Source organism: Hydrogenophilus islandicus (genome assembly GCF_054657095.1).
Genome location: NZ_BAAHXE010000002.1, coordinates 134,145 through 146,410, shown reverse-complemented (window position 1 = coordinate 146,410; position 12,266 = coordinate 134,145). Strand labels below are relative to the sequence as shown.

Genomic DNA, 12,266 nt, shown 5'->3' with positions numbered 1-12,266 from the left:
TCTGGGGAGATCAATCGAGATGATAGTTGGGAGCCTCTTTGGTAATCTGCACGTCATGAACGTGCGACTCGCGGACGCCTGCCGAGGTGATCTGGACAAACTCCGCATGGGCGTGGAGCTCCTCAATGGTTCTGCAGCCGAGGTACCCCATCGCCGAGCGCACCCCCCCCACCAGCTGATGGATCACCGCCGCGACGGGCCCCTTGTAGGGGACGCGACCCTCGATCCCTTCGGGGACAAACTTATCGACGTTCGCGGTGGTCTCTTGGAAATAGCGGTCGGCAGCTCCGGCCTGCATCGCCCCGAGCGACCCCATCCCACGATACGCCTTGTAGGAACGCCCCTGGTAGAGCACCGTCTCGCCCGGCGCCTCTTCGGTACCGGCAAAGAGCCCACCCAACATCACACAATGGGCCCCAGCGGCGAGCGCCTTCGCGATATCGCCGGAAAAGCGGATCCCCCCGTCAGCGATCAACGGTACGTCGCTGCCCGTGAGCGCTTCGGCGACATCGGCAATCGCCGTGATCTGCGGCACCCCGACCCCCGCAACGATCCGCGTCGTGCAGATCGAGCCAGGTCCGATCCCGACTTTGACCGCGTCGGCACCGGCATCGACGAGTGCGCGAGCAGCCTCAGCGGTGGCGATGTTGCCGCCCACCACTTGAACATTGGGGAATTGGCGTTTCATCCAGCGGACACGGTCGATTACCCCTTGCGAGTGGCCGTGCGCGGTGTCGACGACGATCACGTCGACCCCGGCGTCAACGAGCAGCTCCGCGCGCTCTTCGGTTCCCGCGCCCACGCCGATCGCCGCGCCAACCAAGAGCCGCCCTTCCGCATCCTTCGCGGCGAAGGGGTGCTCCGTCGACTTCTGGATATCTTTGACGGTGATCAACCCTTTCAAACTGTCGTCCTCGCCAAGGATCAGCACCCGCTCCAAACGATGGGCGTGCATTAGCTCTTTGGCTTTTTCGATACTCTCGCCTTCGCGGATAAAGACCAGCCGCTCCCGCGGGGTCATGATCGCAGAGACGGGGAGATCGAGTCGGGTTTCGAAGCGGAGGTCGCGATGGGTGATGATCCCCACCACCCGCCCCTCATCGACAACCGGGAGGCCTGAAATGCCCAATTGGCGCGTCATCGAAAGGACCTCACCCACCGTCAGAGTGGGCGGAATCGTGACGGGATCTTTTAGGATCCCCGATTCAAAGCGCTTGACCTTCGCCACTTCGGCCGCCTGTTGCTTTGCCGAGAGGTTCTTGTGAATAATCCCGATTCCCCCCGCTTGGGCGAGCGCAATCGCTAGCCGCGACTCGGTCACCGTGTCCATTGCGGCGGAGACGAGCGGAATATTGAGACGGATCGCCCGCGTCACCTTCGTCGCGAGATCGACCTCGCGAGGGAGGACCTGGGAATAGCGGGGCACCAAAAGGACATCATCGAAGGTCAGGGCAAGTTTCCTGAGGCGCATCGTCACTCTCCAGCCAAAAAGAGATTATAGCTTCTTCGTCGCTCTCTTTTTCCTTGCCTCTTTCGGATCGGCGACGATCGGGCGGTAGATTTCCACCCGATCACGGTCACGAAGCGGTGTGGCCAGTGTTACCGGTTTGGCATAGATCCCGACGCGGTTCTTGCCGTTGAGGTCGATCTCAGGGTGGCGCAAAAGGATCCCGGAGCGCTCGATCGCATCGCCCACGGTACTTTCCTGCGGAAGTTCCAGGACCACCCGATCAACCACGTGGGGAGCGGGGGCATAGACGACCTCAACCTGGAGGTGATCAACCATGGGACTGCTCTCTTTCGGTGAGTGCCTGCCACTCCTCTGGCGTCATCTGTTGCGCACGGGCAACGAAGGCGTCGACAAAGGTTTGGGCAATTTTGTGAAAAACGGGGCCGAGCGCCTTCTCAAGGAGCTTGCTGGCGAATTCGTAATGGAGTTCGAATTCGATCTTACAGCCGAGCGTGCCCAGGGGCTGGAAACGCCAGTGGCCGTAGAGATGGCGGAACGGCCCCTCTTTGAGGGCGATGGTCATTTCAAAAGGGGGGTTTTTGGCGTTCGCGGTGCGAAAATGGGTCTTGATCCCGTGGAAATCGACCTTGAGTGTTGCGTCGGTCACCGTTTGCGTCCGCTCATGGACCTCCGCCCCACCGCACCAGGGGAGGAATTCGGGATAGCGCTCGCAGTGGTCGACCAGAACGAACATCGCTTCCGCAGGCCGGTCGATCAGAACCTGTTTGTGAACAGTAGCCATCGCAACCCAGGAACGCACCGGTATAATTGTTCAATTGTACCGCATGGAACGGTAGCCTCCATGAACATCGTCGAAAACCGCAAAGCCCGCCACGAATACTTCATCGAAGAGACCTTCGAGGCGGGGCTCGCGCTGGAAGGGTGGGAGGTCAAGGCGATCCGCGCCGGGCGGGTGAACCTCAATGAGGCCTACGTTCTGGTCCGTCATGGCGAACTTTTTCTCTTGGGAATGCACATCTCCCCTTTGGCGAGCGCCTCGACCCACGTTCGCCCCGATCCCACGCGCACCCGTAAGCTGCTCTTGCGCCGCCGCGAGATCGACCGGCTGATCGGCAAAGTCGAGCGAGCGGGCTACGCGCTCGTGCCCCTCGATCTTCACTACCGCAACGGGCGAATCAAAGCAACGATTGCGCTCGCGAAAGGCAAGAAACTCCACGACAAACGGGAAAGTGCCAAAGAGCGCGACTGGGAACGCGAAAAAGCACGGTTGCTGCGCGTGGCTAACCGGTAACCCGGCCGCTTTTTCCCTCCTCTTCGCGACCATGGTAAGATAACCGCATTCTCTTCAAGGAGCAGTCGATGGGTTTTTTGGCGGGAAAGAAGATTCTCATCACCGGACTTTTGAGCAACCGGTCCATCTCGTACGGAATCGTCCAGGCATGCGCCCGTGAAGGGGCAAAATTGGCCTTCACCTACCAAAACGAGCGCTTTGAAGCGCGGATTGCCAAGTTCGCCGAAGAGTTCAACGCCGACTTCATCGCGCCGCTCGACGTCACGCGCGACGAGGAGATCAGCGCACTGGCGCAGCGGATCGAACGCGAATGGGGCGAGCTCGACGGCTTTGTCCATTCGATCGCCTATGCCCCCAACGAAGCGCTGGAAGGAGACTTCCTCGAAGGGTTTTCGCGCGAGGCGTTTCGGATTGCCCACGAAGTGAGCGCCGCGAGTTTTCCGCTCATGGCGAAAGCCTTTCGCCCGCTGATGCAGAACCGGCAGGCGTCGATGGTCACCCTCACCTATCTCGGCGCGGTGCGCACGATGCCCAACTACAACCTGATGGGGATGGCCAAAGCGAGTTTGGAAGCGGGGGTGCGCTATCTCGCCGCCTGTTTGGGGCCGGAAGGGATTCGGGTCAATGGCGTCTCGGCGGGACCGATCAAGACCGTTGCCGCCTCAGGGATCGGAAGTTTTAGCCGGCTGCTGCGTTACAACGAACACCACGCGCCGCTGCGCCGCAACGTGACGATCGAAGAGGTCGGGAACGCCTCCGCGTTTCTCCTCTCAGACCTCGCAAGCGGTATCACCGGGGAGATTCTCTACGTCGATGGGGGTTTCCACAACGTCGCGCTGGGGAACCCCGAACCCCTGACACTTTGAACTCCCCTTTGCTCATCCCCCCGCTGCGGTCCAATGGCCGCGGCGGGGGTGTCAAGCGCATGTCTCAGGGATTGAGTAACGCGCGCACCGCCTCCTGACGGATCCGCACGGGATAGCGGCCCTCGAGCGTGCGCAACCAGGCACGGTATTGGGCGCTCCCGTAGAACGCGCGGAGTTGCTCGGTAAGCGGTGCGATCCGCGGGTCATTGGCGGGCAACGCTGGCGTCGTGATATCGACCAGCTCGAGTAACCAGACGGTATCGCCTGTCGCAACCACCTGACGCGTTCCGGATTGACGTTCAAGGGCAAACGCGGCGTCGACCACTTCGCGCGGAAGCGTCGTGTCGTTGCGTTTGATCCGCTTTTCGCCATCCCATACCACTTCCCCGGTGTGCGGTGGGGTGGCCTGCTTCAGCTCGTCGGTGAGGAGCGCCTTTGCCCGCTCTTGCCGCCAAGCGCGAATCGCCTCCTCTTTCGCTTCGTCGAATGTGAGCGGCCGCTCCGGCTCGAAAGCGGTGACGCGCACCACCACGATCCGCCCGTCGGGAAGCGTGATCGGCTCCAGGTTTTCACCCCGCCGCGCTCGGTCGCTCGAGAGGTGCGCCAGCACGTTGGCGGGCAGCGGCGTTCCGTCGTTGAGTTTGAGCGAAGCGAGCGGCGCCAAACCACTCTTTTCGATCGGGGCGCCGATCCGTTCGGCAACAGGGTTGAGCCGGTCGACCGCGTCGAACGCCAAATCGGCAAGTTCCGCAGAGAGTTGCGCAAACCGTTTTTTACGCGCCTCTTGTGCCAACTCGGCGCGCAGCTCCTCAGCCACTTCGGCGAGGGAGGGCTCTTTGGCCGGTTCAATCGCTGCGACCCAAATGAGGTGCCAGCCGAAGTCGCTCGCAACGGGGCCCAAAAGACCCGTCGCCGGTTGCGCAAAAACCGCCTGTGCGAGCGGCGCCGGCAGATCTTCGGCAGTCACCCAACCGAGGTCGCCACCCCGATCGCGTGTCGCAGGATCCTCAGAGCGGGCTTTGGCGACTTCAGCAAAACCGTTTTCGTCCTTTCCCTGCAGTTCGGCGTAAAGCAGTTCGACCGCTTGCGGAGGCGTCTGATCACCTCCCGACTTACTGATCAGGATGTGGCGGACATGGCGCTTTTCGGGTTGCCGGTAGCGGGTTTTGCGCGCCTCAAATGCGGCTGCGACCGCCTCATCGCTGATCGGCTCGACCGCGACCTTCGCCGGGTCGAGCACGACATACTCGAGCGCCGCATACGCCGGTTTCTGGAAACGGTCGCGGTTTGCTTCAAAGTAGGCTTGCACCGCTTGATCGTCAACAGGGAGTGTTGCCGCCCGCTCCGCGATGGAGCGCCGCTGCCAGCGCAGGTGGCGCTCCTCCTCCTGCCAGCGTAAAAGAATTTGCGTGCTCTGGGGGTGGACGACAGCGCCTCGGACCGCAGCGACGAGCTTCTCGATCACCAGATCCTCCTGAACGAGCGCCTCGAAACGGACCGGGGTCAGACCCTGGGCGCGCAACGCCTGTTGATAAACGTCATAGTCGAAACGGCCGTTACGTTGAAAGGCGGGAATCGACGCGAGCGTCTGCCGAACCACCGCTTCGGGTACTCGCAGGCCAAGACGGTGGGCCTCATTCACCAGCAGTTCACGTTCGACAAGCTGCCAGACCACCCCTTCAACAAAGGAGGGGTTCCGCACCACATTGGGGTCGAAGGCGCTCCCCATCTGGGCGCGCAATTGATCGGCTTGTCGCTGGAGCGCCTCTTGGAGTGCAGCGACAGAGATCGCCCGTTCCCCTACCGTTGCGACTTCCGTGCGTGAGGGGCCCGACGAAAAATAGCGCTCGACCCCAAAAAAGGCGAACGGGACGATCAACAGCAGCAGAATCACCTGCGCAATGCGTTTGCGGCGGCGAATGGCATCCAGCATGAAGCGTTCCTTACGACAATCGCACGCCGTGATTATCGCATAAGCGGCATCGGCTCCGCAGTGGCGTATAATTACGGTTCAATTTATCTAACTGCCCCATCATGGAAAACGAAGTTGAAGTCAGCGACTTTCTGATCGTCGGACAGACTGTCGATGGCCGGCGTTTCCGTCCGAGCGACTGGGCTGAACGCCTCTGTGGCATCATGGCAACGATGGGTGCGGACAACCGCATGCGCTATTCGCCGTTTGTCCGTCCGGGCCCGACGATCGACGGCGTCAAAACCGTGGAAGTCGACGCGAAGCTCTACCAGGTGCAGCCGACGGCCTACCGTTTCTTGATCAATTTCGCGAAAGACAACAAGCTTGAGATCCGCTATCGCGACGTCTGTACCGTCGCGCCCTCTGAGAAAACACAAGAAGAAGCGAACAAGTAATAGTAAAGGCGGCACGGGGCCGCCTTTACCGAAGAGTCTAGAGGGTCACGCCATCGCTTTGATTTTGGCAACCAGGCGGCTCTTGTAACGGGCAGCCGCATTCTTGTGGATGATCCCTTTTCCGGCAATCGAGTCGATCACCGACTGCGCTGCTTGGTAAGCGGCTTTCGCTGCCTCCGGGTTCCCCGAGGCGATCGCCATCCGAACCGATTTGATCGCGGTACGCAGCCGCGAACGCAAGCTCCTGTTGTGTGCCCGCCGCTTCAAGTCTTGCCGGGCGCGTTTGCGTGCTTGTGCCGTATTGGCCATCTCTTCCCCAATCGAAATTCATGCACCAGAAACTATAATTCTAGCCTTTTCTCGCCCCCAGCGCAAGGCAGTTTGGGATGAATCTCCTCAAAACGCTCGCTCAAGTGAGCTCTTTCACCCTTCTATCGCGCCTTTTGGGATTCCTGCGGGACATCCTGATTGCTGCGCTCTTTGGCGCCCAAGCGGCAACCGACGCCTTCGTCGTCGCGTTTCGCTTACCCAATCTCCTGAGGCGCCTCTTTGCCGAAGGGGCCTTTTCCCAAGCCTTCGTACCGGTGCTCACCCAGACCCAGACCACCGAATCGAGCGCGCGCACCAAGGAGTTGGCTGACCGCGTCTTTACGCTCCTTTTTGTCACTGTGGGCGCCGTCACGGTTGCGGGGGTGGTCGGTGCTGAGTGGCTCGTGCGCCTGGTCGCCCCCGGTTTTGCCGACGAGCCCGAGCGGTTCTCCTGGGCCGTCGCCATGACCCGCTTGACCTTCCCCTACATCCTCTTCATGGCGTTGGTCGCATTCTCCTCTGCCCTTTTCAACAGTCAGGGTTACTTCCGCCTTCCTGCGGCTACGCCCATCGCACTCAATCTGGCGTTCATCGTGATTCTGACGATCGGGTGGGCTCTGGACCTCCTCACCCCCTATTGGCTCGCCTATTCGGTCCTCGTCGGCGGCGTGCTCCAGTTCCTTTGGCACTGGGTGAAGCTCCCGTCGATCGGGTTTGCCCCGCGGTGGAATTGGTGCCCGAGCGACCCCGGGGTGCAACGGATTCTGGCACTGATGGGTCCTGCGGTGTTGGGGGTGTCGGCCGCCCAGGTGTCGCTGCTGCTCAACACCCTCTTTGCCTCGCTCCTTCCCACCGGCAGCCTCTCGTGGCTCTACTATGCGGACCGTCTGATGGAACTCCCCGCGGGTCTCTTCGGCGCTGCTTTGGGGGTGATTCTGCTCCCCCACCTGAGCAAAGCGATTGCACGCAAGGATGAGCAGCAGTACCAGGGACTGATCGATTGGGGGCTGCGCATGACCTGGCTGCTGACCGCCCCGTGTGCGCTGGCGTTCGCCCTGATCGGCGAGCCGATCACGACGCTCCTCTTTCAGCGCGGTGCATTTACCGCGGGGGACGCCCACGCGACCGCGCAGGCGCTCGCGGCGTACGCCGTCGGACTCGTGCCGCTCATCGCGGTGAAGATTCTGGCGCCGAGCTTCTATGCCCGGCAAAATACCCGTACCCCTGTGAAGGGGGCAATTCTGACCCTTGTGGTCACCCAAGCGCTCAACCTTCTCTTCCTTTTGGTGTTCACCTGGGGCCATTGGGCACTTGCGCTTGCGCTCTCGCTCGCCGCATGGGGGAATGCCGGGTATCTACTTGCCGTTTTACTGCGCCAGGGCCACTTCCGTTGGCAACCCGGGTGGGCACGCTTTCTTGGGCAGACCGGAACTGCGCTCGCGCTCCTCACCCTTTTTCTCCTACTTACCCACGCTTGGCTTCAAGAGGCGACGCATGCCCCGTGGGGTTACCGCGTCGTAGCGTTGGTGAGCGTGACCAGCGGCGGGGCGCTCCTCTATCTGCTTGGGCTGTGGGTTACAGGGCTACGCTGGAACGCGCTCAAAAAACCGCACCACGGATGAAGCATTTTTTACCAATGGGGTTACCGGTGCTGTTGGCAAAAGGTGGCGAATTCGATCGCACCCATCGGCCGCGCGAACCAGTAGCCTTGGTAGAGGTTACAACCAAGGCGGCGGAGATGGTCGCGCTGCGCCTCACACTCAACCCCTTCTGCGACCACTTGGAGCCCAAGACGATGGGCCATCTGGATCGTGGCATCGACAATCGCGTCGTCCGTATCATCGGTCGCGAGCGGCGCAACGAAGGTTCGGTCGATCTTCAACTTGGTCAGAGGGAAAGTATGGAGGTAGGCGAGCGACGAGTAGCCGGTGCCAAAGTCGTCGATCGCGAAGGTGATTCCCAGCTTGGCCAGCTCTTCGACCTGCTGCTTCGCCAGATTTGGATCGCGCATCATCGCCGACTCGGTAATTTCAAGGGTCAGGCAATGGGGAGCAACGCCGCTTTCGCTGAGCGCGGCGAGCACAGTCGCGGTGAGATCGGGATCATAGAGCTGGTGCGCTGAGAGGTTGACGGCAATCGTCGCCGGTGCAAGCTGCACCCTCTGCCACTGGGCAAAGTGGCGGAGCGCCGTGCTCAGGACCCAGCGACCGATACTCGGCATCAACCCCACCTCTTCGGCAAGCGGAATGAAACGCGCCGGAGAGACATTCCCCAACACCTCGTCGTGCCAGCGCAACAGCACCTCGGCGCTCACCACCTGGCCCTCGGCGGTGCAAATCGGCTGGAAGACCACGGAGAGGCGTTCGTGGTGGATCGCCTGCCGCAGGCGCTGTTCCAGATGGCTCCGCTGTTCGGCCTCCTCTTGCATCGCTCGGGTAAAAAAGGCGAAACGGTTTCCCCCTTCCGCTTTGGCGCGGTACATCGCGAGGTCTGCGGCCCGCAATAACGCTTGGGGCTCCTGTGCATCGTCCGGAAAAAGAGCAATGCCGATCGACGGGGTCAGTTGCCAAGAGCTCTCATGGACTTCGAACGGGACCACAAAGCGTTCGATGAGGCGCTGGGCGAGGTCTCCTGCCTGCGTGGCCATCCGCACCGAGGTCACCACGACGAATTCATCGCCCCCGACCCGCGCGATGAGATCACTTCCCCGCACCGCGTCGCGCAACCGTTCTGCTGCAGCGCGCAACACCGCATCCCCCACCTCGTGCCCCGCCGTATCATTGACCCATTTGAACCGGTCGAGGTCGACAAAGAGGAGCGCCAGGGGCTCCCCTCGCCGTTTCGCCTCTTCACATAAGCGCGGCAGTTGCGCGATCAGCGCCGCCCGATTGGTGAGTCCTGTCAGCTCATCGTGGAGTGCCAACCGGCGCAACTCCGCCTCTGCCCGTCGCTCTTCGGTCACGTCGGAGTAGATCGTGACAAAACCCCCGGAAGGGATCGGTTGCCCAACGATCTGTAACGTGCGTCCGTTGGGGCGTGTTCGCTCCATCTGGTGAGGTATGAAGCGACGCGCCATCTCTACCCGTTCTCTCAAGAATGCCTCGGGGTCAGTGACCGCACCGTATTCGCCACGTTCGAGGTTGAAACGCAACAACGCAGGGAAATCGACTCCGCGCTCGAGCATCTCCACAGGGAAGTCGAGCAATTCGGCAAAGCGGCGATTCCACACGCGAAGATTGAGGTCGGCGTCGAAAAGGGAGACGCCGCTCGGCAGATGGTCGACAAGGGTCCGGAGGCGGTCGAGCGTGACCTGCAGCGCTGCCTCGGTCTCTTTGATCGAAGTGATGTCGGTGAAGGTGGAAACAAACCCGGCTGGCCTCCCCTCGTCATCGAAAAAGGGGACACCCTGCACCAGGTGCCAACGCCCGTTGGGGTGGCGCCGCTCCAGGCGATGGGGAAGAAACTGTTTTGCCAAGGCCACCCGCTCAGCCACGTACTGCTCTGGGTCACCGGGTCCATACTCACCCCGTTCGGCAGGAATTCGAATCAGTTCGGCGAAGGTTGCCCCATCGCGCGCGAGTTCCCGGGGGAGATCGAGAATCGCGAAAGCGAGATCGTTCCAGTAGCGGAGGTGCAACTCGGCGTCAAAGACGAGGAGCCCCACCGGCAGCGCGGCAATCACTGCGTTGAGGGTACGGGTCCGCTCAGCAAGCGCCGCGTCGAGTTGTCGATGGCGCTCGTCATAGCGGTTGATCCCATAGGCAACCCGCCTCCCCGCTTCATTTTCGATCACGACGATCCGAACGACGAAAGGACGAACCGTGCCGTCGGGCAACAGGGCGCGGTAATAGACCACCCCCCGCCCCGCCTGGTAGGCCGCTTCCACCTGCGCAACGAAACGGTCGCGGTCGTCAGGGTGAAGGTGGGTGAGAAAAACTTCGCGCAGCGCCGGTTCGTCGAGCGCAATGCCGTGCTGGCGACGAAAGGTCTCCGACCAGACCATCTCCCCTGTTGCGAGGTCACGCTGCCAGTAGCCCCATTCCAAGGCATCGAGAACTTGAGAGAGGGCGGAAAAGTGGTCGTTGCCGTTCATGCAACCGGACTCAGTTCGGCCAAAGAGAAGAAATCGGGAAGACCATGCCGACCACAGGGGATCTGTGGACACCCTTCAAGGAGCGGTAACAGATAGTCGAGGAAAGCGGCGTCGACCTGGAACGGTTCGCGGCACCATTCGCGCGGGAAGCGGCGCTCCCGGTTGCCGACCTCACTCGCTGCAACCGGTTCGAGGTGCCAATCACCCGTTCGCCCGTCGCGTGTGATCCCAACCATCACGCCAGAGTATCCAGCCTCGACAGCCCAAGCCACCGCAACTTCGCCCACCTGCCACGCAAGCGCATGGTCGACGGCACTCACCCAGTGGCTGGCCGCCCGTTGCAGATAGTCGGGCACCGCGACGTGCACTTTGGCGCCGAGTTCGGAGCGCAGCCATCCGCCGACGACACTCCCGGCCCCGCCCAACTGGATATAGCGCCGTTGCTCGACTCCTTGGTACGCGAGTGGCTGCCCGTCGAGCGTCACCCCTTCGGAAACGACGACGGTGCAATAGCCGAAGCGTCGGATCGCAGCGTCGGCTGCTGCTAAAAGGGTCTCCTTCTGCCAGCGCATCTCCGGCAGGACAATGAGATGGGGACCTTCGTCAGCAAGCACTTCTGAAGCCGCTTTGACCGCAGCGGCGAGCCAGCCCGTGTTGCGCCCCATTGTCTCCATGACAAACGCGCGCGCTCCCTTCGCAGGGAACGACGCGAGGTCGAGTGAGGCTTCGAGAAAACTGGTACTCAAATAGCGAGCCGCTGAGGGGTAACCGGGTGAAAAGTGGGTCCCTTCGAGATCGTTGTCGATTGTCTTGGGGATGCCGATGACCCGCAACGGGTAACCGCGCCGCTTCGCTTCTCGGTCGATCTGTGCGACGGTCGCCATCGAGCCGTTTCCGCCGTTGTAGAGGAGGCCGTCGATATCGTACCGCTCCAGGACCGCGAAGAGCTGGTCGTAACACTCTCGATCGACTTCAGGGTCAGGGAGATCGCGGCGTGCCGTGCCAAAAATGCCACCCGGCGTGTGGCTGAGCCTTTTGAGCGCCGCATCGGAGAGGGGTGGGACAGGAATCAACTCCCCGGAAAGAAGCCCCTGGATGCCAAAACGGGCGGCATAGAGGGAGACGTTCAGACGCTGCGCGGCAGCGATCACCCCCGCCGCGCTCGCGTTGATCACCGCGGTCATCCCCCCCGATTGGGCATAGACCAGCTGCAACGGTTTTCCCATCATCCTCTCCGGCGCGGATCGTCTGATGAATATAGCACGCCCGGATCAGACGATAAAGTCACGTCGAGGAAGAGAGAAAGGGAAGCGCAAACCAAAGCGCAGATAGGGTTTTGCCGTCGCGAATCCGCCCCGCTTTCGCCTCATCGAGCAGGGTCGCAAGAGGAAGAAGAAAGACGTCGAGGTGTTCCCCTTCGTCGAGCATCCGCTCCCCCGGGGTAATGTCGCGTGCAAGCGCAACGTGAATCACCTCGTTGCTGTAACCAATACAGGGCCAGAACGAACCGAGATAGCACCAAGAAGCGGCGGTAAAACCGGTCTCCTCCTGGAGTTCGCGTTGGGCGCACGCGAGCGGCTCCTCTCCGGAATCGAGCTTACCGGCAGGAAGCTCGACAACGACTTCGCCCACCGGATGGCGGTACTGCCGCTCGAGTACGACGCGCTGCGCGTGGTCGATGGCAATGACGACTACGGCGCCGGGGTGGCGAATGTATTCCCGGGTTGCCGTTTGACCGTTGGGCAGACGAACCGTGTCGCGCCACACATCCAACAACCGCCCCTGCCACATCCGCAGCGACTCGAGCGCCGTCTCGACGAGATGCGGTGGGTCGTCCGCTCGATTCCTGCTCATCGCATCGTGTGCTCA

At 61.7% G+C, this 12,266-nt stretch carries 12 protein-coding genes; 4 read left to right on the top strand and 8 right to left on the bottom strand.

Annotated features, from left to right (window positions below; translation table 11 throughout):
* Positions 1 to 10 precede the first annotated feature (10 nt).
* From guaB to ACYQ6T_RS01635, 3 genes are read right to left on the bottom strand one after another with little or no spacing between them, the layout of a single operon-like run.
* Entirely contained in the window at positions 11 to 1,471 is a 1,461-nt protein-coding gene (guaB, locus tag ACYQ6T_RS01645; RefSeq protein ID WP_459826851.1) for an IMP dehydrogenase, read from the bottom strand.
* A gap of 24 nt (positions 1,472 to 1,495) precedes the next feature.
* A complete protein-coding gene (locus ACYQ6T_RS01640; RefSeq protein ID WP_459826798.1) occupies positions 1,496 to 1,786 on the bottom strand; it encodes an RnfH family protein in 291 nt (96 codons plus the stop codon).
* A complete protein-coding gene (locus tag ACYQ6T_RS01635) occupies positions 1,779 to 2,252 on the bottom strand; it encodes a type II toxin-antitoxin system RatA family toxin (protein WP_459826796.1) in 474 nt (157 codons plus the stop codon). Before ACYQ6T_RS01635 ends, ACYQ6T_RS01640 begins: the two co-directional genes overlap by 8 nt.
* A 60-nt stretch (positions 2,253 to 2,312) precedes the next feature.
* On the opposite strand from ACYQ6T_RS01635, the gene smpB reads away from it, so the two are divergent.
* Together smpB and ACYQ6T_RS01625 are read left to right on the top strand one after the other, a co-directional pair.
* Positions 2,313 to 2,762, top strand: coding sequence for an SsrA-binding protein SmpB (gene smpB, locus ACYQ6T_RS01630; RefSeq protein WP_459826794.1), 450 nt, complete (start codon positions 2,313 to 2,315; stop codon positions 2,760 to 2,762).
* Between the two features lie 68 nt (positions 2,763 to 2,830).
* On the top strand, positions 2,831 to 3,628 hold the full coding sequence (locus tag ACYQ6T_RS01625) for an enoyl-ACP reductase FabI (protein ID WP_459826792.1): 798 nt from the start codon (positions 2,831 to 2,833) through the stop codon (positions 3,626 to 3,628).
* Between the two features lie 64 nt (positions 3,629 to 3,692).
* Here the strand turns inward: ACYQ6T_RS01625 and ACYQ6T_RS01620 are convergent, their stop codons facing one another.
* Positions 3,693 to 5,561: a peptidylprolyl isomerase gene (locus tag ACYQ6T_RS01620; protein ID WP_459826790.1), complete on the bottom strand. Its 1,869-nt coding sequence runs from the start codon at positions 5,559 to 5,561 to the stop codon at positions 3,693 to 3,695.
* 101 nt (positions 5,562 to 5,662) lie between these two features.
* Between ACYQ6T_RS01620 and ACYQ6T_RS01615 the strand changes: the two genes are divergently transcribed.
* A complete protein-coding gene (locus tag ACYQ6T_RS01615; RefSeq protein WP_459826789.1) occupies positions 5,663 to 5,995 on the top strand; it encodes a DUF3579 domain-containing protein in 333 nt (110 codons plus the stop codon).
* A 45-nt stretch (positions 5,996 to 6,040) separates the two neighbouring features.
* Here ACYQ6T_RS01615 and rpsT read toward each other — a convergent pair whose 3' ends face one another.
* Positions 6,041 to 6,304, bottom strand: coding sequence for a 30S ribosomal protein S20 (gene rpsT, locus ACYQ6T_RS01610; RefSeq protein ID WP_459826787.1), 264 nt, complete (start codon positions 6,302 to 6,304; stop codon positions 6,041 to 6,043).
* Between the two features lie 77 nt (positions 6,305 to 6,381).
* On the opposite strand from rpsT, the gene murJ reads away from it, so the two are divergent.
* Entirely contained in the window at positions 6,382 to 7,926 is a 1,545-nt protein-coding gene (murJ, locus tag ACYQ6T_RS01605; RefSeq protein ID WP_459826785.1) for a murein biosynthesis integral membrane protein MurJ, read from the top strand.
* 20 nt (positions 7,927 to 7,946) lie between these two features.
* Here murJ and ACYQ6T_RS01600 read toward each other — a convergent pair whose 3' ends face one another.
* The 3 genes from ACYQ6T_RS01600 to ACYQ6T_RS01590 are packed head-to-tail and all read right to left on the bottom strand — an operon-like array spanning position 7,947 to position 12,251.
* A complete protein-coding gene (locus ACYQ6T_RS01600) occupies positions 7,947 to 10,397 on the bottom strand; it encodes a sensor domain-containing protein (RefSeq protein WP_459826783.1) in 2,451 nt (816 codons plus the stop codon).
* On the bottom strand, positions 10,394 to 11,623 hold the full coding sequence (locus ACYQ6T_RS01595) for a diphosphate--fructose-6-phosphate 1-phosphotransferase (RefSeq protein ID WP_459826781.1): 1,230 nt from the start codon (positions 11,621 to 11,623) through the stop codon (positions 10,394 to 10,396). Before ACYQ6T_RS01595 ends, ACYQ6T_RS01600 begins: the two co-directional genes overlap by 4 nt.
* Before the next feature lie 58 nt (positions 11,624 to 11,681).
* Positions 11,682 to 12,251, bottom strand: coding sequence for an NUDIX domain-containing protein (locus ACYQ6T_RS01590; RefSeq protein WP_459826779.1), 570 nt, complete (start codon positions 12,249 to 12,251; stop codon positions 11,682 to 11,684).
* Positions 12,252 to 12,266 lie beyond the last annotated feature (15 nt).

What these genes read in the sequence shown, in the direction of transcription:
- guaB (WP_459826851.1), bottom strand. Translation starts at nt 1,471, where the DNA reads ATGCGCCTCAGGAAACTTGCCCTGACCTTCGATGATGTCCTTTTGGTG.
- ACYQ6T_RS01640 (WP_459826798.1), bottom strand. Translation starts at nt 1,786, where the DNA reads ATGGTTGATCACCTCCAGGTTGAGGTCGTCTATGCCCCCGCTCCCCAC.
- ACYQ6T_RS01635 (WP_459826796.1), bottom strand. Translation starts at nt 2,252, where the DNA reads ATGGCTACTGTTCACAAACAGGTTCTGATCGACCGGCCTGCGGAAGCG.
- smpB (WP_459826794.1), top strand. Translation starts at nt 2,313, where the DNA reads ATGAACATCGTCGAAAACCGCAAAGCCCGCCACGAATACTTCATCGAA.
- ACYQ6T_RS01625 (WP_459826792.1), top strand. Translation starts at nt 2,831, where the DNA reads ATGGGTTTTTTGGCGGGAAAGAAGATTCTCATCACCGGACTTTTGAGC.
- ACYQ6T_RS01620 (WP_459826790.1), bottom strand. Translation starts at nt 5,561, where the DNA reads ATGCTGGATGCCATTCGCCGCCGCAAACGCATTGCGCAGGTGATTCTG.
- ACYQ6T_RS01615 (WP_459826789.1), top strand. Translation starts at nt 5,663, where the DNA reads ATGGAAAACGAAGTTGAAGTCAGCGACTTTCTGATCGTCGGACAGACT.
- rpsT (WP_459826787.1), bottom strand. Translation starts at nt 6,304, where the DNA reads ATGGCCAATACGGCACAAGCACGCAAACGCGCCCGGCAAGACTTGAAG.
- murJ (WP_459826785.1), top strand. Translation starts at nt 6,382, where the DNA reads ATGAATCTCCTCAAAACGCTCGCTCAAGTGAGCTCTTTCACCCTTCTA.
- ACYQ6T_RS01600 (WP_459826783.1), bottom strand. Translation starts at nt 10,397, where the DNA reads ATGAACGGCAACGACCACTTTTCCGCCCTCTCTCAAGTTCTCGATGCC.
- ACYQ6T_RS01595 (WP_459826781.1), bottom strand. Translation starts at nt 11,623, where the DNA reads ATGGGAAAACCGTTGCAGCTGGTCTATGCCCAATCGGGGGGGATGACC.
- ACYQ6T_RS01590 (WP_459826779.1), bottom strand. Translation starts at nt 12,251, where the DNA reads ATGAGCAGGAATCGAGCGGACGACCCACCGCATCTCGTCGAGACGGCG.